A 25,469-nucleotide genomic window follows, 5' to 3' on the forward strand; every position below is an offset into this window, starting at 1 on the left:
CACCCTAGGGTGATGAACCCGTGGCGGAGGATCCCCATCGACGACGAGGTGCTCGGCAGGCAGCGCAAGGTTCGGGGGATCAGGAGCAGCCCGCGGTCGCGGGTGTGGTCGGCGGAGTTCGACGGCACGCCCGCCGTGGTCAAGCAGGCCGTCGGCGGCCCGGACGCGGGGGAGCGGTACGAGCGCGAGGTGACCGCCCTGCGGCTCGCCGCGCGGGCCGACCCCCAGTTGGCGCCGCGCCTGCTCGGCGTGCAGCCGGACGAGCGGATCATGGTGCTGGAACGGGTGCCCGTCCGGCACCGGGTGTCGCCCAGCTGGGTGACCTACGCCGAGGGGTTGGCGCGGCTGCACCGGGTCACGACGGCCGAGGACGCCGGGGTGCTGCCCGCGGCGGACGTGCCGACGGCCGCGGACCTGGCGGCGTTCCGCCGGTTGTGCGCCGAGTTCGGGCTGACCGCGCCCGACGACGAGCTGGACCCGCTGCCGGAGCGGCTGTCCGGCGGTCACCAGCTGGTCCACGGCGACCCGTGCGTCGGCAACGCGATCCCGGTCGACGGGCGGGCGTGGTTCCTCGACTTCGAGCACGCCGCGTTGGGCAACGGGCTGACCGAGCTGGCCTACCTGCGGATCGGCTTCCCGACGTGCTGGGACACCGCCGTGGTGCCGGAAGCCGCGCTGGCGGAGGCGGAGGCGGCCTACCGGGCCTTGTGCCCCGACCAGCCCGGCACGGTCGCCGACCACTGCGTCGGCTGGCTGCTGCGCGGCGACGCCCTGGTCGAGCGCGCCCACCGGGACGGCCGCGACCACCTCGGCCGACTGCTCGTCGAGGACTGGAAGTGGGGGTACGTCGGCGCGCGGCAGCGGTTCGCGCACCGGCTCGGCGTGGTCGCCCGGATCACCGAGCCGGAGCTCGCCGCGACCAGCGCGCTCGCGGCCGCCCTGCGGGAGCGGATGACCGCGCGGTGGCCCGAGGCGGCCGGGCCACCGCGCGGGGTCGTTCAGGTCTTGGAGTGACCCAGGATCGCGGGCACCACGACGTCCCAGGACGAGCGGGGCAGCTCGTGGCCGACACCCGGCAGCGTGACCAGCGTGGCGTCCGGGATCTCGGCGACCAGCGCGTGGGCGTGCGCGAGGTCGAACAGCGGGTCCTCGGTGCCGTGCAGCACCAGCGTGGGGGCGCGCACCTCGTCCAGCCGCTCCCGCCACGGCTCGCCGCCGGTGACCATCTGGTGGTTGCTCGACGAGCGGAAGCTCGACGTCCGGTCGAAGTCCCGCTCGACACCGGCCCGCGCGGCCTGCTCGTCGAACTCGCCGAGGGAGAACCAGCGCAGCACGCCGACCACGTGGTCGACGACGGACGTCCGGTCCGACCAGTCGGGCTCGGTCAGGCCGGTGAAGAAGGCGACCGCCCCCTCCGAGACCGGCGGCAGGTCGTCCGCGCCCGGCCCGCTGGGGCTGGTCGCGATCAACGTCAGCGTGGTCACCCGCTCGGGGTGCTCCAGCGCCATGAGCTGCGCGATCCCGCCGCCCATCGAGATGCCCACGACGTGCGCGGACTCGACGCCCAGCGCGTCGAGCACACCCACGGCGTCGTCGAGGAGGTCGGTGAACCCGTACTCCGGCGCGCCGGGCGGGTAGGTGACCGAGCGGCCGGTGTCGCGCGAGTCGTAGCGGATGACGAACCGGCCGGTCAGCCGTTCGCAGAACTCCTCTTCCCAGAACGTCATGGGGCTCGCCGAGCCCGCGATGAGCAGCACCGGTGGGTCAGTCGGCTCGCCGAAGGTCTGCACGCACAGCTCGACACCGTTGACGGGGAGCAGTTTTTCGCCGGTCATGGGGGTGAGCGTACGTACCGGCACCTGTTTTCGAGGGCATTCGGGCCGGTGGCGCCGGGCGCCACCGGCCGGGGGGCTCAGCGGCTGGAGAACCGGATGTGGTTGCCGGACGGGTCGCGGAACGCGCAGTCGCGCACCCCGTAGGGCTGGTCGATCGGCTCCTGCATGACCTCCGCCCCCGACGCCCTGACCTTCTCGAACGTCCCGTCGAGGTCCGGGGTGGTGAAGATGAGTCCGGGCAGCGACCCCTTCGCGAGCAGCTCCTTCATCGTCTCCGCGTCCTGGGGCGCCCGCGCCATGCCGACGATCTCCAGCACCACCTCCACGTTCGGCTGGTTCGGCGGCCCGACGGAGAGCCAGCGGAACGTGCCGAACATCGTGTCGGTCCGGAGTTCGAGCCCGAGCACGTCGCGGTAGAAGACCAGGGCCTCGTCCTGGTCGTGGACTTGCAGGAACGTGTGCGAAACCTTGAGATCCATGCCGACGACGCTACGACCGGAACCCCCGGCCGCGCTTCTCAGATCCTGCTCGGTCGGGTGACGGCCTTCGCCCAGCACGCGGGCACCCCCGCCGTGTCCCGGTGGTCGCGCGCCCGGTACGCGCTGGGCGACTCGCCCACCAGCTCGCTGAACCGCGCGCTGAACGACCCGAGCGACGTGCACCCCACCGCCACGCACACCTCGGTCACACTCAGGTCCCCCCGCCGCAACAACGCCTTCGCCCGCTCGATCCGCCGGGTCATCAGGTAGTTGTAGGGCGTCTCCCCGTACGCCGCCCGGAACTGCCGCGAGAAGTGCGCGGGCGACATCAACGCCTCCCGCGCCATCACCGGCACGTCCAACGGCCGCGCGTACTCCCGATCCATCAGGTCCCGCGCCCGCCTCAGGTGGGCAAGGTCTTCGAACGCCACACCCCCAGCATCCCACCCGCCACCCCCACCCGACACCGTCTTCCGCCCCACCTGCCGCCCAACCCCGGCTCACCCAGCCCCGGCGCACCCTCCGAACTCACCCTCCGAGAACTGTCGTACCCCCTCCGTACTCTCGGATTCGGGGGGGCCTCACAACAGGAGGACCCCTGCCAGGGCGCGACCAAGCCACAGCACACCTGCTGTCCACCGCCCCCAGCTCTGAAAACCAGCCTCGCGGCCAGCCGCTGGAACCGGCTCCGACGTCGGCCGTCGAACCAGGACCCGAAAACTGTCGTACCCCGTCCGTACCCTCGGATTCGGGGGGCCTTCACGACCGGAGTACCCCTGCGCAGCCTGGGCCGAGGCCTCCGAGCAGCCGCCGCCCACTCCCGCCCCGCGCCGATCACCAGCAGCCCGACCCTGGCCCGCCCCCACCACCAGACCCACCGCTCAACCCCTGCGCTCGACCCCGAAGCCGTCGCACCCCACCCGCACCCTCGAATCCAGGCCCTCAGCACCCCGCGCAGCCCACCCAACCCCAGCCACCCAGGGCCCTCACCCCCAACAGCCCGCCGGTTCCCTATCACCGCACCCCGAGATCACCGCACCGCCGAGTTGCTAGGTTCGCCCCGTGACGCCACCAGACGACGACTTCCAGCGCGCACGCCGCCCCGAGCAGGTCCGGGCGCGGCGGACGGCGATCCTGGAGACCGCGTCGGCCATGCTGCGCGAACGCCCGGTCGCCGAGATCAGCCTGCGCGAGCTGAGCGACCGCGTCGGCCTGGCGAAGTCGAACGTGCTGCGCTACTTCGACAGCCGCGAGGCGATCTTCCTGGAGATCCTGGACCACACCTGGCGGGAGTGGCTCGACGTCATCGACGCCGAGCTGCGCGACCTGGCCGCACCCGAGCCGACCACCGCCTACGCCCGCGAGACGGCGGTGGCGACGACCATCGCGACCTCGCTGACCCGCCAGCCCCTGCTGTGCGAGCTGATCAGCAACACCATGGCCGTGCTGGAGCGCAACATCTCCGTCGAGTTCGCCCGCGTGTTCAAGCGGCGCGTGGTCGACAACTCGAACCGGCTCGCCGACCTGGTCGCCCGCGAGGTGCCCGACCTGGGCGAGGCCAAGGTGCGGCACTTCTCGGGTGCGGTGTTCGTGCTGGTGGCGGGTTTGTGGCCGTGTGCGAACCCGACGGACGCGGTCGCGACGGCCATGGCGGAGCTGGGTCTGCCGCCCGCCGGGCGGATGTTCGTGGACGGCCTGGTGGACGGGCTCGTCCACCAGCTCATCGGCCTGAGCGCAGCACCAGGACGCTGATCTCGCTGGGCGCGAACACCCGGAACGGCGGACCCCAGAACCCCGAGCCGCGGCTGGTGTAGAGCTGGGTGCGCTCGCCGTGCGAGCTGAGCCCGTGCAGCACGGGCTGGTCGACCCGCACGAGGTAGTGGAACGGCCAGATCTGGCCGCCGTGCGTGTGCCCGGACAGCTGGAGGTCCACCCCCGCCCGCACGGCCACCGGGACCTGCTTGGGCTGGTGCGCCAGCAGCACGACCGGGTCGTCCGGGTCGACGCCCGCCAGCGCGGCCTCGATGTCGGGCCCGTGCCCGGTCAACGTGGACCCGGTCCCGGTCGGGTCGTCGATACCGGCGAACACCAGCCGGTCGCCGCCGCGCTCCACGACCCGGTGCCGGTTGTGCATCGGGTCCCAGCCCAGGCCCTCCATGTGGTCGAGCCAGCCCTGCGCCTCGTTGTAGTACTCGTGGTTGCCGGTGATGTAGAGCTTCGCCTCGGTGGCGCGCACGGTGCCGAGCGGGTCGACCTGCCCGCGCCGCTGCACGACCATGCCGTCGGCCAGGTCGCCGGTGTGGCACACGACGTCGGCGTCCAGCTCGTTGATCGCCGCGGCGAGCCCGATGGACCACCGGGTGCGCTCCAACGGCCCGTAGTGGGTGTCGGTGATGACGACGACCCGCAGCCCGTCGAGCCCGCGGCCCAGCCGGGGGAGCACCACCTCCGTGGTCCTGACCCGCGGCACCCGCATGGCCTCGACGTAGCCGTAGACCAGCAGCGCGACCGTGACCACCAGGACGAACGCGGCCACGATCCGCGCCCGGTCGGGGTTCTGCACACCCGCCAGCGCCAGCACGAGCCGCAGCACGTGGCCGATCAGCGTCCAGACGAACAGCACCCAGATCGCGCCCAGCGTCGTGTCGGCGATCTTGGACGCCCAGTCCACGTGGTGGCGGCCATGCCCCCGCACCATCAGGAACGGGAAGCCGACCAGCGCCACGGCGAACAGCACCGTGCCGACGACGACCACCGCGGTCGGCCAGTCCGGCCCGACCGCCACCAGCGCCGCCCACGGCACCCCGAACAGCAGTGCCAACACCAGGACGAGCACGAGCCCTCGGCGCATCAGCTGCCTCCGGTTGTAGGACATCCACCTGGCGCCAACGGTACGGAAGCGCTCCCACGGCCGCTCACGGCGCCGTGGGGGCCCGTTGCCGGGTGTTCCAGGACGCGTGTCGGACGGCGTGGTTGCCCGCCACTTCCGGCGGGCGTCCACCGGGGTGGTCCGGCGGGTGGTGAACCGGGGTGGTCCGCCCTCCGTACTACTCGTCGTGGATCCGGAGAACACGCAGGTAACAGCGATCTTGGGCCGTTCGGGGAAGTTGGCACCCTCTGTGAGCGCACCGGGGGTAAACGTGATGAGCGTCACCTATAGGTGGTCCCCCGGTTGCCTTCGGCAGTGACATCACGTTACGTTCCCGGCCGCAGGTCACGGTTCGGTCACTGAATGGACTCGGAGTTCGCCCCCGAAGCGGCTCCCCCTGGATCCCCCGCCAGGCGTCCTCGACCGGGCTCCCCGACGCAGGAGGATCACCCTTGGCTCGGCATGGAAAGGCCACTGGCGGCACCGTGTACACGGTCGCTGTCCAGCAGGCGGCAGCAGAGGCGAAGAAGAAGCCCCGGCGTGCCTCGCACCGCGTGGAGAGCGACTGGGCCCCGTTGGGCACCAAGGTCTCCGCGTTCGTCGTCGCCGCGGGCGTGCTCGCCGGAGCCGCCGCCGCCGCGAACGCGATGACCAAGTCCGCTTCGGTGAACCCCGAGAACGGCGCCATGGACTTCTCGTCCGGCTCCTCCGGGATCCACGCGCAGACCGCGTCCTCGAAGACCGTGCACATCGCCAACCCGGCCGCCGAGGTCGGCAGGCTCCTCCAGCTGGAGAAGCGCCCCGCCATCGGGTACTTCCAGCAGGCCGGGAAGCACGCGGCGGACACCGTCGAGAACAACCGCAAGGCCGAAGAGGCCCGCCTGGCCCGCGAGAAGGCCGACGCCGGGAAGTCCCCGCACCAGCGCGAGGTCGAGGGCTGGATCCGCGAGGCCATCGCCATCCTGGCGGCCAACGGCACCGCGATCGACGAGAGCAGCGTCGACGAGATCTACACGATCATCCAGAAGGAGTCGAACGGCAATCCCAACGCCGTCAACAACTGGGACTCCAACGCCGCCAAGGGCACGCCGTCGAAGGGTCTCATGCAGACCATCGACTCCACCTTCATGGCCCACGCCCTGCCCGGCCACTACGACATCTTCAACCCGGTGGACAACATCATCGCCGGCGTCCGCTACACCTACGACCGCTACGGCGGCTTCGAGAACCACCCCGGCCTCAAGTCCATCAACGTCGGTGGCGGCTACCAGGGGTACTGAGCTCCTCGGCCGAGGGCGTGCGGTCCACCGCACGCCCTTCGCCATGTCCGGCCCCGGTTGTAGGTTGCCCCCATGACGCCGAAGCTGACCCTGGCCGGAGTCGTCCTGGGCACCGACGACGTACCGGGCCTGACCGCCTTCTACCGCCGCCTGCTCGGCTGGCGGCAGGGTGCCGACGAACCGGAATGGGCCACCCTGCGCCCGCCCGACGGCGGCACCGGCCTCTCGTTCCAGTTCGAGGCCCACCACACCCGCCCCACCTGGCCCGCCGGACCGGGCGACCAGCAGATGATGGTCCACCTCGACATCCACGTCGACGACCTCGACACCGCCGGCGCCCACGCCACCGCCGCGGGCGCCACCCTCGCCGACTTCCAACCCCAGGCAGGCGTCCGCGTCTACCTGGACCCCTCCGGCCACCCGTTCTGCCTCTTCACCGTCTGACTCACGCCGGGCCGGTGAAAACGGCTTTGTCGGAGGAGAAACCGGGTTGCAGCACGATCTGCATCTCACCGGGCTGGGCGCCGACGGAATAGGCCTTGTCGTAGGTGTAGGTCTTTCCCGGCATCACCGTGCCGGACTCGAAACTGCCGCCGCATTCGCCGCTGGAGTCGAAAACGCTTTCGGCTTTCCGGCCGTCGAACTGCGCGTCGCCGCCGATGGACAGCATCGCCGTCTCGAACGGCTTGTCCGTGCCGTTGGTGATGACGATCGTGAACTTCACCGCGCGGACGACACCCTGCGACACCGCGTACTTGCCCGGCTCGCACGGCACGGGCGCGGCGACGTCGACCGCCAAGCCGTCCTTCCACGTGTACCGCTTGCCCCACGTGGGCGACTCCGCCGCGGCGGGCGCCTGGGCGGCGGCCGGCTTGTCGGTGCCGCTGCTGCTGACCTGGCCCTGGTTGGTCGTCCCGTCGAACAGGGCGTCCAGCTCCTCGACCGCCTTCTTCTGCACGGACACGGTGATCGCCACCCCCGCGACGCACACGGCGACGCCGATGATCGCGAGGACCTTCCTGCTGCCGAAGACTGCGATCACACCGAGGATGATGCCGACGCCCGCGACGACCGCGGTGAGGTTGTTCAGGATGATGATCGGGGATCCGACCACGCCCACGATCCCGAGGATGAGCGCGGTCCAGGCGAGTGCGCCGAACTTCGTCTTCGCGGGCGGCGCGGGCGGCGTCGGATACGGCGCCTGCGGTTGTGGATAGGTCATTTTTCGTCTCCCTGGTGGATGCCTCACATTCTGAGTCGCGGTTCGCCGCCGTCTTGTTAACCCCCGAATGTCACGGTTCGACCGTCAACGTCGGGAAATTCCGGAACGTAACGACGTGCGCCGCCGAACCGATGGGATACCGATGGTTTTTCCATAGTTACGTTATACAAATACGATCGGCGAACCGGAATTCGAGTCCTTTTCGCAGCCCGCGGACGCCCTACGACGTCAGCTGGTACCCCGAGTGCGCCGAGAAGTCCGCCGTCAACGCGAACCGGTCCCCCCGCACCACCGTGTGCCGCCACTCCACCGGCCGTTCCCGGCTCCGCCCCAGCCGGTTGATCGAGAACACCGCGGCCCCCGCCGGGCAGTCCAAGCGGGCCCGTTCCGCCGCCGAGGGCACCACCGCGTGGATGTCCTCGTGCCCGTGGTCCAGTCGCAGCCCCGTGCGGGCCAGGAGCTCGGCGTACAGGCTGGTGTTGGTGAAGTCGGCGTCGAGCAGCGGGGCCGCCAGGTCGGCGGGGAGCCAGACGCGGTCGAGCGCCAGCGGTTCGCCGCCCGCGAGCCGCAGCCGTTCCAGGTACACCAGCGGCGAGGAGGCCTCCAGGTCCAGCCTGGTCGCGACGACGCCGTCCGCACGCACGTCCAGGGCCCGCACGACGCTGCGCTGCTCCAGCCCGGCCGCCGACACGGACGCGAACAGGCTGTACAGCGCGCCCATCGGCTGGTGGATCTCCGGGGGCGGGGCGACGCGGGGCTGGCGGCCGCGTTCGGCGACGACGACGCCGTCGGCGCGCAGCCTGCTCAACGCCTGCCGCACGGTGTGCCTGCTGACGCCGTAGTCCTCGACCAGCGCCATCTCGCCGGGGAACTGGTCGGTGAACTCGCCGGAGCCCATGCGCGCCAGCAGCTCCTGCTGCAGCTGCCGCCACAGCGGGGTCGGCGCGGCGCGGTCGAGCGCGCGTGCGGCCACGTCACCTCCCCGGCTGTCGCTGCCGAACGCTACCGCCTCAGACCTCGCACGCCATCGCGTCGCCGACGGACGGGGTGAGCTTGGCGCCGAGCTCGTCGGCGTCGGCGAGCCGGAGCTCGCGGTAGAGCAGGGCCGCGGAGTGCCAGTGCGGGGTGGCCAGGTGGGCCCCGCCGAGCTGCTCCAGCGCGTCCCCGATCGCCCGGTGGCCCAGCGCCTCCCGGTACTGGTCGCCCAGCTGCTCGGCCAGCTCCAGGCCGTCCAGGTGGAACTGCAGGGACTCGGCGTGCCGGTCCAGCCGCCACAGCGCCGTGCCCGCGGTGTAGAGCGCGGTCGCGTGCGAGGTGGACAGCGCGACCGAGGCGAGCAGCCACAGCGCCTGCTTGATGCAGTCCAGCGCCTCGTCGGGCTCGTGCTGCCCCAGCAGGACGTTGGCGAGGTTGATGAGCACGGTGGCCTGCGCGCGGACGTCGCCGATCTCGCGGGCGATCTCCAACGCCTCCCGCGTCCGCTCCTGCGCCTCCACGAACCGGCCCGCGGCCAGCAGGCAGTAGCCCAGGTTGTCCAGGGCCGCGCACTCCAGGTACGGGTCGCCGGTCGCGAGCTGGACCGCGCGGGTGCCCTCGCGCACCGCGTCGTCGTGCCGCCCGAGGTCGGCGAGCGTGGAGCCCATGCGCAGCAGCAGCGCGGCCTCGGCGTGCTCGTCGTCGAGCGCGCGCGCGGCGTGCAGGCCGATCCGGACGGTGCTGAGCCGGTCCACCCGGTTGCCGCGCCGGGAGTAGAAGGCGTCCAGGCACAGCGCGAGCTTCCACGTGCGCTCGTGCTGGCGGCCGTGCGCGGTGATGTCCAGCAGCAGCCGCAGGTTCGTCTCCTCCAGCGCGAACCAGTCGGCGGCGGCGTTGTGCGAGGCGAGCAGCGGGAAGCTCGCGGGCGGGTGCGCCGGCGGCCCGAACGGCCGCACGTGGTCGGCGAGGTGGGCGCGCGCGGTGTCGGCGACGTGCAGGTAGTAGTCCAGCAGCCGTTCGGTGCTGAGCACGTTGTCCTCTTCGGCGTCCTCCTCCTCGCTGAGCACGAGGTGCCGGGTGAACAGCCGGACCAGGTCGTGCCGCGAGTACCGGTCCGGCGAGGCCTCGTGCAGCAGGTTCGCGTACGCCGCCGTGCGCAGGTGCGTCCTGGCCGTGACAACGTTGATGTCCAGCAGCGCGGCGGCCGCGTAGCAGTCCAGGTCGGGGCCGGGGTGCAGGCCCAGCCTGCGGAACATCCGCGCGGCGCCCTCGGGCAGGGCGCGGTAGCTCACCGCCAGCGCGGCGCGCACACCCCGCCCGACCTCGGGCAGCGACAGCGCGGCCAGCCTGCTCTGCTCGTCGCGCAGCTCGTCCACCAGCGACTGGACCGTCCACCGGGGCCGGGACGTCAGCCGGGCGCCCGCGATGCGCAGCGCGAGCGGCAGTCGGTCGCACAGCTCGACGAGCTCGGCGGTCGCCTCGGGCTCCTGGTCGGTGCGCCGCCTGCCCAGCATGCCGACGAGCAGGTCCGCGGCGGCGGCCCGTTCCAACGTTGTAACCGGGAGGACCGACGCGCCCTCGGTGGCCACCAGGTCGTGCAGGCCGTGCCTGCTGGTGACCAGCACCAGGCAGTGCGCGGAACCGGGCAGCAGCGGGCGCACCTGCTCGGCGGTCCTGGCGTTGTCCAGCACGACCAGCACCCGCTTGCCTGCCAGCAGCGAGCGGAACTGGGCGGCCTGCTCGTCCAGGTCGGCCGAGATCTGGGCGTCGGTGAGGCCCAGCACGCGCAGGAACCCGATCAACGCCGTCCGCGAGTCCACCGGCTCGGTCTCGTCGAACCCGCGCAGGTCCACGAACAGCTGGCCGTCGGGGAACTCGTCGGCCATCCGGTGCGCCCAGTGCAGCGCGAGCGCCGTCTTGCCGACGCCCGCCGGGCCGACCAGCAGCCCGATCGCGGAGTCCTGGCCGGTCAGGGAGTCGTCCATGTCGACGAGCTCCTCCTCGCGGCCGACGAACCCGCGGTGCTCCCGCGGCAGCTGCGCGGGCACCGGCGGGCGCGAGCTCTCCGGCGCGGGCGCGCTCTCCCCGGTGAGGACGGCCTGGTAGGCGGCGCGCAGCTCGGGGCCGGGGTCCACCCCCAGCTCGTCGACCAGCCGCTTCCTGGTGTCGTGGAACAGGTCCAGCGCCTCGGCCTGCCGCCCGCACCGGTGCAGCGCCAGCACCAGCTGCGCCACCAGCGGCTCGCGCAGCGGCGCCTCGTCCCTGGCCTGCCGCAACGTCGACACGGCCTCGTCCGCGCGGTCCAGCCGCAGCAGCCGCTCGGCCATGTCCTGCACGGCCACCAGCCGCAGCTCGTCCAGGCGTGGCGAATTTGCGTCACGCAGCCGCGTGCACGGCACGTCGGCCAGGAACGGCCCCCGCCACAGCTTGAGCGCGCCGGTCAGCTGCTCCACGGCGTCCTCGTCCGAGGCCTCCCTGGCGGCGCGCACCATGTCCTCGAAGAGGAACACGTCGACCGCCCCGCGGTCGCCTTCCAGCAGGTATCCGGGCGCGCGCGTGACCAGCTCCAGTCCGGGGCCGAGCACCTTGCGCAGCTGCGCGACGTGGCCCTGCAGCGCGGCCTTCGCCTGGGGAGGGGGTGAGCCGTCCCATACGAGTGACATCAGCCGATCACCCGAGACGACCCGGTTCAGCTCGAGCGCCAACGCCGCGAGGACCGTTCGGCGCTTCGCCGCTCCGACCGGCACGCGGTCACCACCAGGGGAAACCAGCTCAACCGCGCCGAGCAGGTTCACCGGCATGTGGAAGTCCTATCGGTGATGGATGAAGGTGCTCTCCGGATGTTCGCACAAACGGGACCCTCCGCGCGTTGGGGACACGTTGGGCGGGCGTTGGCGGTTGCCCTGATGCTGTAGGGCGAGTCCGAGTCACCCGCGTCTGCGCGTCATAGGGGAATTTCCGATGCAGTCCGCTGAGCCCAAGAAACTGGCCCCACCGCCGACCATCAACGGTCAACCGATCGAGCTGCGCGACAACATCAGCTCGGGGCGGGTGACGCTGGATCCCGCCACGGGCGAGGAGCTGCGCAGGTCGCTGCGCGAGCAGATCGACCAGGTCGACTCCTGGCTGGAGCGCGCGGGCAGACTGGCCCGTCCCGCGCCGCTGGGCACCAACCCGGTCGGCGACAAGATGGCGGCCAAGTTCGAGGAGCGCGCCGACGGCGACCCGCTGTCATTCGTGAACGTGATGACGGCCTACCGGTCGGTGCTGCAGCAGACCCACGACTCGGTCAGCGCGGCCATCACCAAGTTCCAGCAGGTCGACGAGGACCACCGTGCCGAGCTGACCAAGCTCCAGGGCATCTGAGGCGAGAGGCGCAGTACAGAACATGGCTCCCGAAGCAGATCCGGTCCTCACCGACACCCAGAACTGGGCCTCGGTGTCGCACCGCGCCCTGTACGACTCGGTGCACGTCAACAACGACCCCGGCCAGTCCGGCGAGCTGGGCTCGGAGTGGGCGCAGTTCGGCACCGAGCTGAGCGAGTCCGCGCAGGTCATCACCGAGCGGATCACCGCGTCCGAGAGTGGCTGGACCGGTGAGTCCGCCGACGGCGCGCGCACCGCCATCAAGAAGCTGTCCGACTGGATCGCGGGCACCGCGCAGACGGCCGGCCAGGTGGGCGACAAGGTCGCCGACCAGGGCCGCGTCATGCAGGACGCGCGCGCGTCGATGCCCGAGCCGGTCGAGTTCGACTACGCCAGCGCGACCGCCCAGCTGGTCAGCGGCGGTCTGCCGGGGCTGATCGCGGCCACCGCGAGCATCCAGCAGGCCAACGCCAAGGCCAACGCGGCGCACGACCTCGCGGTCATGGTGATGACCAACATGGAGGCCAGCTCGCGGGCGATCGACCAGACGACGCCGACGTTCACGGCGCCGTACAACCCGGTCACCGGCCAGACCGAGGACCCGCAGGTCGTCATGGCGCGCTCCTCCGCGGCGCCGAACTCCGGCGGCGCGGTCGACGGCCTCCAGATGATGACCGGCCGGACCTCGACGACCGACGCGCTGCAGTCGCGCACGCTGGCCGACGGCACGGCCGCGGGCACGACCTCCACGGCGGGTGCCGTCGCGGCCCCGCCGTCCATCGCGGGCGGCTCGTTCGACGGCGGCGGTGCCGGCGCGGCCGGTGCCGGCGGCGCGGCCGCCGGGTACAACGGCGGCAGCGGCGCGGCGGCCTACACGGGCGGCGGCGCGGCGGGCGGCGGCGGGTACACCGGGGCCAGCTACGCGGGACCCACCGGCGGCGGCGCGGGCGTCCCCACCGGCGGCAGCTACCCCACGGGTGGCGGCTACGGCGGTGGCGGCTCCTACACGGGCGGCGGCGGCTCCTACACCGGTGCGACCCTGCCCGGCGGCGGCTTCGACGACGACGAGAGCGAGAGCGCCTACCGGGCGCCCGGCACGACGTCGGCGGCCGCGGTCGCGGGCTCGATCCCGGTCGCGAACCCCTACACGCCGGGCCAGTTCAACCCCGGCGGCGGCTACACGGGCACCGGTGGCGGCTACACCGGCCTGCCCGACTACACCGGCGGTGGCGGAACGGGCATGCCCGGTGGCTATTCGGGCACCGGCGGGAACGGCTCTTCCCCTTCGCGCACCGGCGGCCCCGGTTCCGCGGGCTACCCCGGCGGAGCCCCCGGCAGCATCCCCACGGGCAGCATGCCCAAGATCCCCGGCCTCCCGGTCGAGGGCGGCGGCACGGGCATCCCCGGCCGCGGTCTCGGCGGCTTCGGCACGGGTGGCGCGGGCGGCGGCGCGGGTGGCTTCGGCGGTGCGGGAGCCGGTGCCTTCGGCGGCGGCGCGGGCGCGGGTGGCTTCGGCGGCGCGTCCGGTGGCGGTGTCGGCGGCGCGGCGGCCGGTGCGGGCGCCGGTGGCTCGACCGGTGTGGTCCAGACGGGCCGTCCCGGCATGCCCGGCGGGTTCGGCCCCGGTGCGCCGGGTGCGGCCGGAGCCGCGGGCGCGATGGGCGGTGGCATGCCGATGGGCGGCCACGGTGGCGGTCGCTCCGAGGAGGACAAGGAGCACAAGTCCGCCTCCTACATCATGGGCGGCGACCTGTTCGAGGTGCCCGGCGACGACCTGCCCCCGTCGGTGATCGGCGGCGTGAAGCCGGCGAAGAAGAAGAGCGGTGACCAGTAGTGATCGCTCCTGACTTCCTGCTCAGCCCCGCCGAGTTCGACATCCTCTGGCACGAGCTCGAGCTCGGCGGGCGGCCCCCCTACCCCCTGGACGTGCCGAGCATCGGCACGACCATGGAGGAGAGGGCCAGGCTGCGGCTGGACGTCCTGGAGGCGCTGGGGCGGCGCGGGCTCGCCAACGACGCCCGCCTCCAGGACATGCTGCGGCTGCTGGCCGAGCACGAGATCGCGGTCGACGCGGTGGCCCACATGGAACGCCCGGTCCGCGCGGTGGTCGCGTCCGACGGCGGCAACGCCGTCCTCGCGGTCGTCGACGAGGACCAGATCGGCCTGGTCGAGGTCCGTCCGACGTCGCTGGCGAAGTCCATCGTCGGCGTGCTGAACGACGGCCAGGCCGGTCCCGGCAGCGCGTTGTCGCTGCGGTTGGAGACCCTCGTGCACGCGGTCGCGCTGCACGAGGACCCGCCAGAGAACGACGACCCGTGGGGCGACGAGGACCTGGACGAGAAGCAGGCCCTCCAGCGGGCCGGTGTGTCCGGCCCCGACGCCGCCGTGATCAGCGAGCTGGCCGAGAACCGGGTGGCGGGCGGCCAGTTCGGCGTCTCCCGGCGCGGCGGCTCGCGGTACAACGTGCAGCGGGCCGAGGTGACGATCAACTGGTTCGACACGCCCCAGGGCCGTTACCTGATGGTCCGCGAGAACGGCTGGCTCAGCCTGTCGCCCACGGACAACGAGCGGATCGCGAACCGGATCGACTCGGTTCTCGCGGCCGTCTGAGCGGCGCCAGACCAGCCTGTTAGAGGAGAGGGAACGTACCCGTGGACCCGCTGGCCCCCATCGACGCGAACCGGATGAAGAACGTGGATCCGGAGCAGTGGTTGGCCGACATGCAGGCGCGCATGGCCGACCTGCAGCAGAAATCGACCGAGCTCCAGGAGAACCTCGCCTCGTCCAGCGCGACGGTGAGCTCCAAGGACGGCGCGGTGAACGTCACCATCGCGCCCACGGGTGCGTTGCAGCACCTGGAGCTCACCCAGCGGGCCGCGGGCATGAGCCCCGGCAGGTTGACCGCCTCGATCATGGAGGCGGTCCACAGAGGACAGCGAGCGGCGTCGGAGAAGATGGTCGAGGCGTTCGCGCCCCTCGGCGAGGGCACCCAGTCCATGGACCTGGTGCTCAGCTTCATCCCGGCCGACGAGGACGACGGTGAGGACATTGACGAGCGTGACCTCAGGGCGGTCGACGACCTGGACGAAGAACCCCAAAGGCGTCATCCGGAGCCGTCGCACGCAGCCCAGCAGCCTCCCGTGCACCAGCCCTACGTGCCGCAAGCGCCACAGCAAGCCGCACCGCCACCGCCGCCCCCTCGCCCAGGTCGTACCCAAGCCGACTTCGAGGAAGACGAGAACCACCCGTGGTGAGCGCCGTTCCCCCCTGCTGACCGGAAGGACACCAAGTGGCGGCCGGGTTCGAGGTAGAGCCGGACGACCTGGACACGTTCACGAAGAACATCCGGGCGCTGGTCGACGGGCTGGCGGAGTCGAGAACCCTCCTCGAGGGCGTGCACCTCGACCCGCTGGTGTTCGGGGCGCTCGGCCGGTCGTTCAGCCTCTCGACCAGCGACCGGGTCGCCGAGGCAGCGGACTGCATCGCCCGGTACCAGGGGTCGATCGCCAACGCCGGAACAAGCACCAAGGCGACGGCGGACACGTACCGCTCGGTGGACCAGGAGATCGCGGAGTCCTTCAAGGACTGCTGATCCTCGGCGCCGCGGGCACCTACACCCCCGCGCCCGTCGTGGGCGTGGCCCCCACCAGCTGGGACGACCTCTCCGGCGCGGGCCTCACCGACGCCGTGGCCGACGTCGTCAAGACCGTCGGCGACGACAACAGCACCTACATCTCGGCCTTCGGCGCCGCCCACGCGCCAGTGGCCCCGGACACCGCCACCAACCCCCTCGGCGACCTGCACGGCGCCGGCGTCGGCTGGCTCGTCGACCACGTCGACTTCCTCCGCGAGCCCCTGGACCTGTTGATGGGCGACGACAACGCGGTCAGGAGCGAGGCGGAGAAGATCTCCGGCGACGCCGACAAGTACGAGGACATCGCCAACGCCCACCTGGACGCGTTGAGGAAGCTCGAAGGCTGGACCGGCACCACCGCCGACGCCTTCAAGACCAGCATGTCCCAGGTCGGCCACGAACTGCAGGCCATCGGCCTCGCCATGAAGGGCGCGGCCGACATCATGTCCACCATGGGCACCACCGTCACCGCCTTCCGCGCCCTGGTCCGCACCCAGGTCATCAAGGTCGTCGACGACCTCATCACCGGCGCCCACCTGGCCGCCGGCCTCGCCCCCTCCACCCACGGCGCCTCGATCGTCTCCTTCGTCGGCATCGCCGTCACCGCCGCCCGCGAAACCCTCGCCCAGATCCTCCGCGACATCACCAACCTGAACGCCCTGCTCACCGCCAACAAATCCGCCGCCACCCACCTCAACACCGCCCTCCTCAAAATCGGCGCGGACGGCGGCAGATTCGACAAACCCCTCAACCCCCCAACACCAGCCGACCTCCCCCTGGGCACCCTCGAAAGCCTCCGCAAGGCCATCTGAGCCTGTCCCAGCGTGGACCCGTTTCGCCGATGGCGGTAAACGGAGGCAGACGCGGGGCTCTGGAAAAGATCAAGCCCCGAGCGCGTTGCCGCTGCTCAGGGCCTGATTCACCCGGCGAAAGGTGAGTGCCCCCGGCAGGATTCGAACCTGCGACACACGGTTTAGGAAGGCCCGACAGACAAGCGGTCCTCCATACCCCGTGACCTGCGGTCGAGCGGTCCTCTGACCCTCCCGCCTACGGTGCCAGTCCGTCAGGAGTCCGCAGTCCGCGCGCCCACGCTTCCTGCCCCCATCCCGACCCGAAGCCGCTCACACGGCCGGTGGTGCTGGGTCAAGGTAAGCCCTCCGGCCTTAACGCGGCACTGCTGGCCGTCGTCATGCTCACGAGTCGGGCTGACGCCGGTCCCTCATCCCCGTCGCCCTGGCCCTCGATGCCGTCCACTCGATCCAGTGGCAAGGCGGCGCAGCCGTCGCGGCAGCCGAGCGCCCTGCCCCATTCCGCGGTGCCCCCTCGGCGCTCGTAGGGACCCTGGACGAACGTGGCCTCATGGGGTCACCAGCTCCTCGGCGGCACTCGGCCCTGGGTACGGCGCTCCGCGCCGCCCGGTCGCCCGGCGCAGCGAAGCGGAGGCCGGGCGTGCCGGGATGGATGTGGCCAAGCTGCCAGCGCAAGGACCCGCACGCGCCGCCGCAGGCGGTGCCTTGATCCTGTAGAGCCAAATTCGGCAACTGATTCGTAGATAGTCATCGAGCGTCGCGCGGTTGTCGAGTTCTGTCTTGTGGAGTCGTGTCTATCCGCTTCTTCTCGTGTGGTTTGCAATTTTTTTCTTTACTTGGGTTTTGACATTGATTACCAATCGGTTGACCTTGTCAAATTTCGGCTTGACTCTTGAGTACCATGTCCGATGCAATCTTTTGTCGATGAGCAGCACTCGATTTTTCGTATTGGCCAAGTTGGTTTCGACGGTTTCGCTATAATCAAATCTCATCATATGTATATCCTCTAGCCACGACGGCTGGCTGGAAAGTTTAATGTCTGTGCCGTCGCCGCTCAAGTAAATACGTATGAGTACGTACTCTTGAGCCTTGAGTCGAGGTAATTTGATCGAGATGTGCGCCTTTTCGAGTGTCACGCATCGATCCTTTAGGTCCTTTGAAGCCCATTTTTCTCCAATGCTCATGTCGAAATTGTATACCCTAGTCGATTCGAAGGTGAACTTTAGTTCTTCTCCTTGGTTGCCTTCTTGAATGGGTAGATCGGTAATGTTTGTGAAAATTAGGTTCAATTCATGCGCATTGCTTATGTAGTGCCCATTTATCAGTGAGGTAACTTGCCCTGGCAGTTCTCCCATTGGATTAATGGTAACGGGTGCCAGAACGGCTGCTGCATTTATTCTGGTTATCGTAGGCCAGTCCTTCTTTAGTTCAAAGATCATTGATCGCATCTGTGCCTTTAATAACATACCGTCATTTGGTGGCTCGATATGAATCGCTTCGCGTATCCCGGCGATACGAGTGGACACCGATGCATTTTCTGGCCTACCTTGCACAAGGCCGAATAAAGTGAGAGTGTCTCCAGGGTTCATGAGGAAAGGGGTTACGGAAAGGCCGCCGTCTTTGGCGTGTATTTGATCAGTTTCAAAATTAAGAAGATTGGGTGGATCTTGGACTAATGTACCTATTTCGAAACGCGAGTTCTCGAACTTTATGTCAAGTGGGCCGGAGAAGTCGTCGGGAGTGATTGGAGCTTGGCCTGTGTTTACAATTCTGATTGCGACAAAGTGTGGATCGATTACACGCCTATCGTCGTGATAAGTTTTTACTTCCTTTCCATTCGGAGACTCATCGCGAAGAGTAAATCTAAACCAGGTGCTCGTATAGTGAAGTCTTCGATGCTTACCTTTATTCTGATTGCGCATAGTTTTGTAGGCAACTGCTAATGATGCGGCTGCTAGGAGTAATGCTAACGCGGTATCCATGAACTAGATCCCCGCCCCCATTCTGTCGCCTCTTGAAAGTCGTTGGCATGACGTTGTGGCCGAAAGTTGGCTATCCTTCTCGTATGGATATTGTTACTTGGTCACACGGTGTCGCAGAGTCTGTGCTGAGAGTCTTGCCTCGGAGGTGGCGCCATGTTCGAGGGGTGGCTGACCGAGCTGCCCAAGCGGTGGGGTTGTTCCCAGTGGAGGACGGTAGGCTCTTGGTAGCTGCGGCCATGCTTCATGATATCGGATATGCTCCAAATCTGGCGCTTACAGGATTTCATCCGCTCGATGGTGCGCGCTATCTGAAGGGAATAGGTGCTCCTCTTCGGCTGTGTGCGTTAGTTGCTCACCATTCTTGTGCGTTTCGCGAAGCTGAGCTGCGCGGCCTTTCGGTTGAGTTGGCTGAATGGCCGGATGAAGAAAGCCCTCTTCGAGATGCATTGTGGTGGGCGGACATGACCACCACTCCGGATGGAGGGCTTACGACTGTGCATGACAGGATTGAAGAGATTCAGAAGCGGTATGGTCCAGAAGACTTAGTAACTTTCTTTATTCGTCAAGCTGAAGGGGAACTTGTGGCTTCCGTAAAGCGGACTGAAGGACGACTTGGAGAGGCTGGCCTCGATCAGATTGTGAAGTAAGGGCTTGCTTTTCTTGTGAACCCATGTTCGATTCTGAGATTGATAGACGGGTGGATATTTAGTGATTCGAGATCGTTTCGATGTATCCAGTGAACCTCGCTAGATTCATTGCTTGTGCGCAGTTCCCCACCTATGGGGTGAGCGCGGAAGCAGATTGAGAACTGTTGCCGGACCTCGCCATCGGTATATGAGATGACGTGGGCCGGATCGGAGTAGACGCCGATCAGGTCCGTAGGCTCAACGGTGATTCCGGTTTCTTCTTTGACTTCTCGCACAACTGTATGACCGATGGCCTCGCCTACGTCTTGTGCGCCGCCGGGGATCGAGTAGAGATCGTTGTCGGTGCGCCTGATCATGAGTAGGCGGCCCTGGTCGTCCTGCACGAACGCGGTCACCGCGACCACGATGTTGGTCGCTTTGGGGGCGTTGGGGTCGTGGTAGTGATCAGTGCGCGCCATGTCTACCTGCCTACCACTTCGGCGGCTTGGCGGCGTCCCAGACGCCCTGGAAGCTCTCCGCGTACGTCTCGAACAAGTCCCCTCCGGACAGGCGGCGCAGGTGGAGCACAGGGGCGTGACCTGCCATGAAGCCGAGTACGTGGGTGTTGATGAGCATCTCGTCATCGAACCTGTAGATCGAGTTGTAGAGCGTGGTCTTGTGGCACCTGACCTCGGCGTGCCCGCTGTCGGCTAGCGGCTTGAAGAACGCGAGTGCGTTGCGGACCTTGGCGGCGAGAGTGCCCTTGCCGATGCCCTCCTCCTCGCTGCGGCGGGCTACCTCGCGGCTAGCTGGGTCGCCCAGGAGGATGCGGATCTTGACGCCCTCCTCCGCTTTCTGGCGCAGGGTGCGGATCAGGGCTGGGTTGTCGACCAGGAACATTCCTGAGTAGACCAGGATCGAGACGTTGAGCTTGGCTCCGTCAAGCATGTGCCGCCAGACGTCCGCGGAGATCGAGTGTCGGTGTGCGTAGACCTGCACCACCTCGGACTCGTTGATCTCCTTCTTGGCGTCCTTGGCCAGCGCGTTCGGCCACAGGTACGTCTCGGACTCCTTGACCATGGACGCGATGACGTGCCGGTGCCGTGGGTACGGGGTGCGGTCGCGGGTGATCCAACGTTCAACCGTTTTGGGGTCCACGGTGGTGGCTCGGGCGACGTGCTCGAAGCTCAAACCGTTGCGTAGCAAGGCATCCCGTAGGCGCTGGTTGGGCATGGTTGCTCCCTTGAGACTGGTTGGGACGTCTTGAAAGTAGCAAGGACGTCTTAAGTTGTCCCGCCATGCGGTACTGACGTCCCTCTTTCGGGTCGAAAGTCGTAGGGGTCGAGAAAGCCGGACACCAGGTCCAGCCGACCCGGACGACAGGAGACAGCAGATGGCGATCACAGGTGGGAGCAGGCTCCCTGCCGGTCACGACTTCGTGTTCCCGCGCGGTGCGCTGGTGATGGGCGTGGAACCGGTGCTCAAGTTCCAGTCCGCTGATGAGCGGGCGAAAGGGCTGCCGGTGGAGCAGGAGGCCGACAAGGGGAACGGGTTGCCGGTGTGGTCGGTGCTGGTCATCGATCAGGCGGCGGAGCGCAAGACGGACGCGGTGGTCACGGTGAAGATCGCTGCGGCTCACCAGCCGGTTCCGCCGGAGGCGATTCCCGGTACTGATGTGCGGCCAGTGCTGTTCGAGGGGCTGACGGTCACGCCGTGGATCGATGACAAGGGCTGCCGGTCGGGTGCGGCGGGGGAGCGTCACCGGTGCCGGGCGAAGCTCGGGTACAGCCTGCGGGCTACCGGGATGAAGCCCGCCGTTGCCAAGAGCGCTCCAAAGGCCGCGTGATCCGTGGCTGACATGGTGCGGGTGCACGTGACCGCAGATCTCCCCATACGCGTCGAACCGGTTGTGTTCGCGGAACGAGTGGAGATTCGGCTCGGCAACGCGTTCCCCGCCGTCCTGGTCGTTGATCGCGACGCTTTGCCTCGCCTGTCCCAGGCCATTTCTGAAGGCAAGGCAGCTCTCGACGCCGCTCGTAGGAAGAAGGGGCAGAGCTGATGGGGTTCAACGTGACGTGTTCGCCGGGGCGGACGCGGCGGCCGGGATGGTGCACATTACCGATGAGTTGCCCGCGCTGGTGATCTACCTGGACCCGGTGAACGTGGCGATCCAACTGCCGCCGTTTCCCGGCGGGGTGGAGGTGCTGGCGAAGTTCTGCCGGGAGTTGTCGCGGGAGGCGGGGAAGCTCGCGGATCACCTCGACAGCCGGGAGGGGCGGCACGCGCTGTCGGAGAAACCGGCGGTGCAGGGGTGAGCGGGCGGCCGTTGACGCGGCGGGCGCACTACAACCGGCTCATGGGTGCTCGTCTGCGGGATCTGCGGCAGGACGCGGGGATCAAGCCTGCCCCGATGGCTCGGGCGTTCGGGGTGTCGGAGGCGGCGATTTCCAAGGTCGAGTGTGGTCATCGTGGGCTGTCGCCGCAGGTCCTCGGCGTGTACTGCGACTTGTTCGACGTGAGTCCGTTGGATCTGTTCCGGGATGTAGCGGAGCAGTACCGGGCGCAGTGCGATCCGTTCCGGCCCGGCGTCTATCGGGCAGTCCGCGGTGAGGTTCGGGTGCTCGACGGCCTGGCGCTCTACGCCGATCTGCCGGAGCGGTACTTGCCTGCGGGTGCCTTGCGGGTCGGTGTCGAGGCGCTGAACGAGGCCTGAGGTGTGGTCCGGGGTGGGTGACTGCCCCGGATCTCCCATCTGAGGGGAGGTGAGTGATGAGCTTCCTTGAACGTTTCATGTCGTGTGACCCGGTTGAGCGCCGGATGGCTGAGCTGCGGCCGTTGCGGGTGCGGGTTGAGAACAAGCGGTGTGCCGGTAGGTGTGGGCGGTGCACGTGGATTCGGGCGACCGTGGACTACTGCGGGGACTGTGTGGCCTGGATGGCTGAGCGGGGCATTGAGCCTCGGCCGTGTCGCTGGAGGCGGCGCTAGGAGTCCTATTTAGACACAACGCGTGATCTTGTTGGGTCACGCGGTGATGCCGCACGTCTTGTTGCGGCACAACGGAAGCGTAAGACGCAGGAGCGGAACACGGCTACCAACCTCGCCGCTCCTGCGCTGTCCACCACGCGTAACGGAGTGAACGAGATGAGCGTAGAGCCACGGCGTGTTGCAGCGCCAGAGGGGGTCTCGCGGGACCGGTGTGCGACGTGCAAGCGCTTCGCCCGGTTGCTGCCCGGCCAGACCGAATGTGACCCGTGTGCCGGTGTGTTGGGACTGGACTTCGGCGGCTCCGTCCGGCGGGGCGGTGATGTGCGATGAGGGGCAACAGGTGGGTTGATCCAGCTCCGTTCGAGGGGTACCGGCCTCGGGTTCCCTGGTGGGCGTACCTGCCTGGGTGGACCAAGGTCGTGGCGGCTCCGTTCGCGTTGGTCGGGGTCGCAGTGTGGCTGATCGTGCGCCTGGTGCTCGTTGCCGTTCGGTACCCGGTGACGGTGCTGGCCTCGGTGTCGGCCTACTGGATGTACGCCACGTGGGGTCTGTCGCCGCTGGTGTTGGCGCTGCTGTCGCTGGTAGCGGGCGGCTTCGTCTGGGCTGGTCTGGATCTGCCGTCGTTCCTGCGGCACGTCTGGTACCGAGTCCTCACCGAATGGCGGCGGGCCACGATCTACGTGCCGCAGTGGCGGACCGTGATGCGGCTATCGGACCTCGCGAAAGTCCAGCGGGGTAAGGAATACCGGCCTCGGCTGCGTCGTGTGCGGTCCGAGGGATGGCGGGACCGGGTTCGGGTGCGGATGATCCCGGCGCAGTCTCCGGAGCAGTGGGAAGCGCGGCGGGAGAACCTGGCGCACTCGTTCAACGCCCGGTCCTGTCGAGTGCGGGTGCTGCGGCCTCGGCTGTTGGAACTGGACTTCATCCACTCCGACCCGTTGTCGCGTCCGGTGCCTGTACCTGCGCTTTCGGTGGATGAGTCCGCGGTGAACCTCAAGAAGATCGTGGTCGGGCTTACCGAGACGGGGCGGGCCTGGACGCTGAGGTTGCTGGGCTCTCAGCTCCTTGTCGTGGGCGTGCCTGGCGCGGGCAAGGGCTCGGTGTTGTGGTCGATTGTGTGGCAGCTCGCGCCCGCCGTCCGTGCCGGGTTGGTGCGCCTGGTGGGCATCGATCCCAAGGGCGGGATGGAGCTGGGGCAGTGCCCGGAGGCGTTCGATCGGGTCGTCTATGACAACGGGCCTGACGCGGTGGCGCTGTTGGAGGAGATTGCCGCTGAGGTCAAGGAACGGGCCTCGCGCTACCGAGGTGTTCGGAGGTTGTGGGCGCGGTCGACGGGAGAGCCGTTCACGGTCCTGATCGTGGATGAGCTGGCGGACCTGATCGCCTACCAGCCGGACAAGCAGCTGCGGGAGCGTGCCTCGCGGGCTATCCAGACGATCACCTCCCAGGGGCGTGCGCCCGGCTATGCCCTCGTGGGCCTGGTCCAGGACCCGCGCAAGGAAGTCGTGTCGTTCCGGCACCTGTTCAGCACCCGTGTGGCGTTGCGGCTCGATGAGCCACAGCAGGTGGACATGGTGCTTGGCGACGGCGTTCGGCAACGGGGTGCGGCGGCTCACGAGATCAGCGAGAACACCCCCGGTGTGGCCTGGCTGAAGACCGATGGTCAGCGGGAGCCGGAGCGAGCTCGCGCCTTCCACGTCACGGATGCGGACTTGGTGGAGCTCGGCCTCTACTTCACGCCGGCCACCGTCCACGACTTCGCCAGCAAGCGCACTTCGGGCGAAGGGAGCGCGGCGGCATGAGCGAGTACCTGAACCGCGCTGACCGGATGAAGCAGCCTGCGGCGTTCGACGTGGCTCGTGCGGTGGCGGAGCAGCACGGCGTGTGCGTTCGCCCGTTGGCCAAGGAACGGATTGACCTGGACACGGGGCGGGTGGAGATCGTCCCGATTCCGTGCGGTTCGACCGTGGCCAGCGTGTGCCCGACCTGCGCGGAGAAGAACCGGCGGCTGCGGATGGCGCAGTGCCGCGAGGGCTGGCACCTGACCGAAGAACCTGACTTCACGCCGAACGAGCCGACGCCTGATCAGCGGGGGCTCACGGAGTACCGGGCAGACCTGGTCAAGGCCTATCAGCAAGCGATGGAGGAGGACGACGAAACCGGGGCCGATGAGCTGCGGGATGAGGTCGCGTCCGTCGACGCGGAACTTCGGCAACTGGGAGTCCGCGGGAACCTTCCGTCTCTGGAACCGCGTCCTCGGGCTGCTCGGAAGCGGTCGACCAAGCGGCGGCAGGATGCGGCGAACCTGCCTCGGCGGCCGGTGCAGAAACGCACCGTGGGCGCGATATTCGGCGAGAAGTATCGGCCGTCGACGTTCCTCACGCTGACCCTCGACAGCTACGGCAAGGTGCGCTCGGACGGCACCCCGGTTGACCCGGATCGCTACGACTATCGGCGGGCGGCTCGGGATGCGGTGCACTTCGCAGCGCTCCTGGACCGGTTCGTGCAGAACTTGCGGCGCTGTGTGGGCTGGGATGTTCAGTACTTCTCGACGGTGGAGCCGCAGCGGAGGTTGGCGCCGCATTGGCACGCGGCTATTCGGGGCAGCATCTCGCGTGCTGAGCTGCGGGCGATTGCTGAGGCGACGTATCACCAGGTCTGGTGGCCTGCGCACGACGAGATCAAGTACTCGGGTGACCGGCTGCCGGTGTGGGACGTCCGGGCGAAGGGCTTCGTTGACCCGCAGACGCGGGTGGCTCTGCCTACCTGGGAAGAGGCGCTGGACCAGGTCGAGGCTCCGGCGCATGTTGCGCGCTTCGGGGTGCAGGTGCACTCCAAGGGCATCCTCGGCGGCACTCCGGAGGCTGGGCGGCACATCGGGTACTTGACCAAGTACCTGACCAAGAGCATCGCTGAGTGCCATCAGTCGGGGACGGCTCGGCAGGAACGCCACGCCGAACGGCTCTGTGACGAGCTGGCAGTGACGCCGTGCTCCCCGCAGTGTCCGGTGTGGCTGCTTTACGGCGTTCAGCCTCGGAGTGCTCGGCTGTCGATGAATCCGGGACTGTGCAAGGGAAAGGCGCACAAGCGCACCACCCTCGGCGTGGCCGGGCGGCGGGTCCTGGTCTCGCGGAAGTGGTCCGGGAAGTCGCTCGCCGACCACAAGCACGACCGGAAGGCGTTCGTTCGGCAACTGCTCGCGGATGTCGGCATCACGCAGGACGGCCAGCCTTCGCGGGTCGCGTGGAACAACGTCCAGCCTGGCGACCCGAACGTTCCGCCGCGCCAACACCTGTTGCTGCGGGCCGTCGCTGAGCGGCAGCGGTGGAAGGCGGAGTACACGGCGGCGTTACTCGCGTCGGCTGGTCCGCCAGACGGTTCGGCAACTTCGCACGCTGCGTAAACGA

General features: G+C 68.7%; 26 protein-coding genes. 16 read left to right on the forward strand and 10 right to left on the reverse strand.

Features of this window, described 5'->3' with window-relative positions; genetic code table 11:
* The first annotated feature begins 12 nt into the window (after nucleotides 1-12).
* Nucleotides 13-1,014, forward strand: coding sequence for a protein kinase family protein (locus CLV43_RS03975; RefSeq protein WP_106185539.1), 1,002 nt, complete (start codon nucleotides 13-15; stop codon nucleotides 1,012-1,014).
* Here the strand turns inward: CLV43_RS03975 and CLV43_RS03980 are convergent.
* The 3 genes from CLV43_RS03980 to CLV43_RS03990 form a co-directional block, all read right to left on the reverse strand.
* The gene (locus CLV43_RS03980) at nucleotides 999-1,835 is read right to left on the reverse strand and encodes an alpha/beta fold hydrolase (RefSeq protein WP_106185540.1); all 837 of its coding nucleotides are present in this window, start codon (nucleotides 1,833-1,835) and stop codon (nucleotides 999-1,001) included. The genes CLV43_RS03975 and CLV43_RS03980 overlap by 16 nt on opposite strands.
* A 77-nt stretch (nucleotides 1,836-1,912) precedes the next feature.
* Nucleotides 1,913-2,314 (reverse strand): VOC family protein, encoded by a 402-nt coding sequence (locus CLV43_RS03985; protein WP_106185541.1) that lies wholly within the window; start codon nucleotides 2,312-2,314, stop codon nucleotides 1,913-1,915.
* 38 nt (nucleotides 2,315-2,352) lie between these two features.
* The gene (locus CLV43_RS03990) at nucleotides 2,353-2,700 is read right to left on the reverse strand and encodes a helix-turn-helix transcriptional regulator (protein WP_106185983.1); all 348 of its coding nucleotides are present in this window, start codon (nucleotides 2,698-2,700) and stop codon (nucleotides 2,353-2,355) included.
* 676 nt (nucleotides 2,701-3,376) lie between these two features.
* On the opposite strand from CLV43_RS03990, the gene CLV43_RS03995 reads away from it, so the two are divergent.
* Nucleotides 3,377-4,066, forward strand: a complete 690-nt coding sequence (locus CLV43_RS03995) for a TetR/AcrR family transcriptional regulator (RefSeq protein ID WP_245886103.1) — start codon at nucleotides 3,377-3,379, stop codon at nucleotides 4,064-4,066.
* Here the strand turns inward: CLV43_RS03995 and CLV43_RS04000 are convergent.
* Nucleotides 4,035-5,189, reverse strand: a complete 1,155-nt coding sequence (locus CLV43_RS04000) for a metallophosphoesterase (protein WP_106185542.1) — start codon at nucleotides 5,187-5,189, stop codon at nucleotides 4,035-4,037. The genes CLV43_RS03995 and CLV43_RS04000 overlap by 32 nt on opposite strands.
* 479 nt (nucleotides 5,190-5,668) lie before the next feature.
* Between CLV43_RS04000 and CLV43_RS50415 the strand changes: the two genes are divergently transcribed.
* Both CLV43_RS50415 and CLV43_RS04010 read left to right on the forward strand, forming a co-directional pair.
* Nucleotides 5,669-6,463 (forward strand): transglycosylase SLT domain-containing protein, encoded by a 795-nt coding sequence (locus CLV43_RS50415; protein ID WP_425445719.1) that lies wholly within the window; start codon nucleotides 5,669-5,671, stop codon nucleotides 6,461-6,463.
* A gap of 72 nt (nucleotides 6,464-6,535) precedes the next feature.
* The gene (locus CLV43_RS04010; RefSeq protein WP_106185543.1) at nucleotides 6,536-6,907 is read left to right on the forward strand and encodes a VOC family protein; all 372 of its coding nucleotides are present in this window, start codon (nucleotides 6,536-6,538) and stop codon (nucleotides 6,905-6,907) included.
* 1 nt (nucleotide 6,908) lies between these two features.
* On the opposite strand, the gene CLV43_RS04015 is transcribed toward CLV43_RS04010, so the two are convergent.
* The 3 genes from CLV43_RS04015 to CLV43_RS04025 form a co-directional block, all read right to left on the reverse strand.
* Nucleotides 6,909-7,685: a hypothetical protein gene (locus CLV43_RS04015; protein ID WP_106185544.1), complete on the reverse strand. Its 777-nt coding sequence runs from the start codon at nucleotides 7,683-7,685 to the stop codon at nucleotides 6,909-6,911.
* Nucleotides 7,686-7,905: 220 nt separating this feature from the next.
* Nucleotides 7,906-8,658 carry a GntR family transcriptional regulator gene (locus tag CLV43_RS04020; protein WP_106185545.1) on the reverse strand — a complete coding sequence of 251 codons (753 nt, stop codon included), beginning with the start codon at nucleotides 8,656-8,658 and terminating at the stop codon, nucleotides 7,906-7,908.
* A gap of 37 nt (nucleotides 8,659-8,695) precedes the next feature.
* Nucleotides 8,696-11,461: an AfsR/SARP family transcriptional regulator gene (locus CLV43_RS04025; RefSeq protein ID WP_106185546.1), complete on the reverse strand. Its 2,766-nt coding sequence runs from the start codon at nucleotides 11,459-11,461 to the stop codon at nucleotides 8,696-8,698.
* 160 nt (nucleotides 11,462-11,621) lie between these two features.
* On the opposite strand from CLV43_RS04025, the gene CLV43_RS04030 reads away from it, so the two are divergent.
* From CLV43_RS04030 to CLV43_RS04055, 6 genes are read left to right on the forward strand one after another with little or no spacing between them, the layout of a single operon-like run.
* Nucleotides 11,622-12,026 (forward strand): hypothetical protein, encoded by a 405-nt coding sequence (locus CLV43_RS04030; RefSeq protein WP_211304211.1) that lies wholly within the window; start codon nucleotides 11,622-11,624, stop codon nucleotides 12,024-12,026.
* A 22-nt stretch (nucleotides 12,027-12,048) separates the two neighbouring features.
* Nucleotides 12,049-13,860: a PPE domain-containing protein gene (locus tag CLV43_RS49970; protein ID WP_106185547.1), complete on the forward strand. Its 1,812-nt coding sequence runs from the start codon at nucleotides 12,049-12,051 to the stop codon at nucleotides 13,858-13,860.
* A complete protein-coding gene (locus CLV43_RS04040) occupies nucleotides 13,860-14,636 on the forward strand; it encodes an ESX secretion-associated protein EspG (RefSeq protein ID WP_106185548.1) in 777 nt (258 codons plus the stop codon). The genes CLV43_RS49970 and CLV43_RS04040 overlap by 1 nt, the downstream gene beginning before the upstream one ends.
* Before the next feature lie 41 nt (nucleotides 14,637-14,677).
* On the forward strand, nucleotides 14,678-15,280 hold the full coding sequence (locus CLV43_RS04045) for a YbaB/EbfC family nucleoid-associated protein (RefSeq protein WP_106185549.1): 603 nt from the start codon (nucleotides 14,678-14,680) through the stop codon (nucleotides 15,278-15,280).
* 35 nt (nucleotides 15,281-15,315) lie between these two features.
* Nucleotides 15,316-15,618: a hypothetical protein gene (locus CLV43_RS04050; protein ID WP_106185550.1), complete on the forward strand. Its 303-nt coding sequence runs from the start codon at nucleotides 15,316-15,318 to the stop codon at nucleotides 15,616-15,618.
* Nucleotides 15,619-15,662: 44 nt separating this feature from the next.
* Entirely contained in the window at nucleotides 15,663-16,472 is an 810-nt protein-coding gene (locus tag CLV43_RS04055) for a WXG100 family type VII secretion target (protein WP_106185551.1), read from the forward strand.
* Between the two features lie 791 nt (nucleotides 16,473-17,263).
* Here the strand turns inward: CLV43_RS04055 and CLV43_RS46950 are convergent.
* A complete protein-coding gene (locus CLV43_RS46950) occupies nucleotides 17,264-18,451 on the reverse strand; it encodes a hypothetical protein (RefSeq protein WP_146174633.1) in 1,188 nt (395 codons plus the stop codon).
* A gap of 83 nt (nucleotides 18,452-18,534) precedes the next feature.
* Between CLV43_RS46950 and CLV43_RS04060 the strand changes: the two genes are divergently transcribed.
* Nucleotides 18,535-19,098, forward strand: a complete 564-nt coding sequence (locus CLV43_RS04060; protein WP_106185552.1) for an HD domain-containing protein — start codon at nucleotides 18,535-18,537, stop codon at nucleotides 19,096-19,098.
* Here CLV43_RS04060 and CLV43_RS04065 read toward each other — a convergent pair.
* Nucleotides 19,083-19,556 carry an NUDIX hydrolase gene (locus CLV43_RS04065; RefSeq protein WP_106185553.1) on the reverse strand — a complete coding sequence of 158 codons (474 nt, stop codon included), beginning with the start codon at nucleotides 19,554-19,556 and terminating at the stop codon, nucleotides 19,083-19,085. The genes CLV43_RS04060 and CLV43_RS04065 overlap by 16 nt on opposite strands.
* 10 nt (nucleotides 19,557-19,566) lie before the next feature.
* Entirely contained in the window at nucleotides 19,567-20,310 is a 744-nt protein-coding gene (locus tag CLV43_RS04070; protein ID WP_106185554.1) for a DUF5919 domain-containing protein, read from the reverse strand.
* A gap of 160 nt (nucleotides 20,311-20,470) precedes the next feature.
* Between CLV43_RS04070 and CLV43_RS04075 the strand changes: the two genes are divergently transcribed.
* From CLV43_RS04075 to CLV43_RS04100, 5 genes are all read left to right on the forward strand, one after another.
* Nucleotides 20,471-20,923 carry a hypothetical protein gene (locus tag CLV43_RS04075; RefSeq protein ID WP_106185555.1) on the forward strand — a complete coding sequence of 151 codons (453 nt, stop codon included), beginning with the start codon at nucleotides 20,471-20,473 and terminating at the stop codon, nucleotides 20,921-20,923.
* 229 nt (nucleotides 20,924-21,152) lie between these two features.
* Entirely contained in the window at nucleotides 21,153-21,392 is a 240-nt protein-coding gene (locus CLV43_RS04085; protein ID WP_106185557.1) for a hypothetical protein, read from the forward strand.
* Nucleotides 21,393-21,433: 41 nt separating this feature from the next.
* Nucleotides 21,434-21,790 (forward strand): helix-turn-helix domain-containing protein, encoded by a 357-nt coding sequence (locus tag CLV43_RS04090; protein ID WP_146174634.1) that lies wholly within the window; start codon nucleotides 21,434-21,436, stop codon nucleotides 21,788-21,790.
* A 691-nt stretch (nucleotides 21,791-22,481) separates the two neighbouring features.
* Entirely contained in the window at nucleotides 22,482-23,864 is a 1,383-nt protein-coding gene (locus CLV43_RS04095; RefSeq protein ID WP_342749745.1) for an FtsK/SpoIIIE domain-containing protein, read from the forward strand.
* Nucleotides 23,861-25,465: a replication initiator gene (locus CLV43_RS04100; protein ID WP_106185560.1), complete on the forward strand. Its 1,605-nt coding sequence runs from the start codon at nucleotides 23,861-23,863 to the stop codon at nucleotides 25,463-25,465. Before CLV43_RS04095 ends, CLV43_RS04100 begins: the two co-directional genes overlap by 4 nt.
* Nucleotides 25,466-25,469 lie beyond the last annotated feature (4 nt).

This window comes from Umezawaea tangerina (assembly GCF_003002815.1).
In the GTDB taxonomy this organism is placed as follows: domain Bacteria; phylum Actinomycetota; class Actinomycetes; order Mycobacteriales; family Pseudonocardiaceae; genus Umezawaea; species Umezawaea tangerina.

Excerpts from the sequence above, each read along its gene's own strand:
- CLV43_RS03975 (WP_106185539.1), top strand. The coding sequence starts at position 13 with ATGAACCCGTGGCGGAGGATCCCCATCGACGACGAGGTGCTCGGCAGG.
- CLV43_RS03980 (WP_106185540.1), bottom strand. The coding sequence starts at position 1,835 with ATGACCGGCGAAAAACTGCTCCCCGTCAACGGTGTCGAGCTGTGCGTG.
- CLV43_RS03985 (WP_106185541.1), bottom strand. The coding sequence starts at position 2,314 with ATGGATCTCAAGGTTTCGCACACGTTCCTGCAAGTCCACGACCAGGAC.
- CLV43_RS03990 (WP_106185983.1), bottom strand. The coding sequence starts at position 2,700 with ATGGATCGGGAGTACGCGCGGCCGTTGGACGTGCCGGTGATGGCGCGG.
- CLV43_RS04000 (WP_106185542.1), bottom strand. The coding sequence starts at position 5,189 with ATGTCCTACAACCGGAGGCAGCTGATGCGCCGAGGGCTCGTGCTCGTC.
- CLV43_RS04010 (WP_106185543.1), top strand. The coding sequence starts at position 6,536 with ATGACGCCGAAGCTGACCCTGGCCGGAGTCGTCCTGGGCACCGACGAC.
- CLV43_RS04015 (WP_106185544.1), bottom strand. The coding sequence starts at position 7,685 with ATGACCTATCCACAACCGCAGGCGCCGTATCCGACGCCGCCCGCGCCG.
- CLV43_RS04025 (WP_106185546.1), bottom strand. The coding sequence starts at position 11,461 with ATGCCGGTGAACCTGCTCGGCGCGGTTGAGCTGGTTTCCCCTGGTGGT.
- CLV43_RS04030 (WP_211304211.1), top strand. The coding sequence starts at position 11,622 with ATGCAGTCCGCTGAGCCCAAGAAACTGGCCCCACCGCCGACCATCAAC.
- CLV43_RS49970 (WP_106185547.1), top strand. The coding sequence starts at position 12,049 with ATGGCTCCCGAAGCAGATCCGGTCCTCACCGACACCCAGAACTGGGCC.
- CLV43_RS46950 (WP_146174633.1), bottom strand. The coding sequence starts at position 18,451 with ATGGATACCGCGTTAGCATTACTCCTAGCAGCCGCATCATTAGCAGTT.
- CLV43_RS04060 (WP_106185552.1), top strand. The coding sequence starts at position 18,535 with ATGGATATTGTTACTTGGTCACACGGTGTCGCAGAGTCTGTGCTGAGA.
- CLV43_RS04065 (WP_106185553.1), bottom strand. The coding sequence starts at position 19,556 with ATGGCGCGCACTGATCACTACCACGACCCCAACGCCCCCAAAGCGACC.
- CLV43_RS04070 (WP_106185554.1), bottom strand. The coding sequence starts at position 20,310 with ATGCCCAACCAGCGCCTACGGGATGCCTTGCTACGCAACGGTTTGAGC.
- CLV43_RS04075 (WP_106185555.1), top strand. The coding sequence starts at position 20,471 with ATGGCGATCACAGGTGGGAGCAGGCTCCCTGCCGGTCACGACTTCGTG.
- CLV43_RS04090 (WP_146174634.1), top strand. The coding sequence starts at position 21,434 with ATGGGTGCTCGTCTGCGGGATCTGCGGCAGGACGCGGGGATCAAGCCT.
- CLV43_RS04100 (WP_106185560.1), top strand. The coding sequence starts at position 23,861 with ATGAGCGAGTACCTGAACCGCGCTGACCGGATGAAGCAGCCTGCGGCG.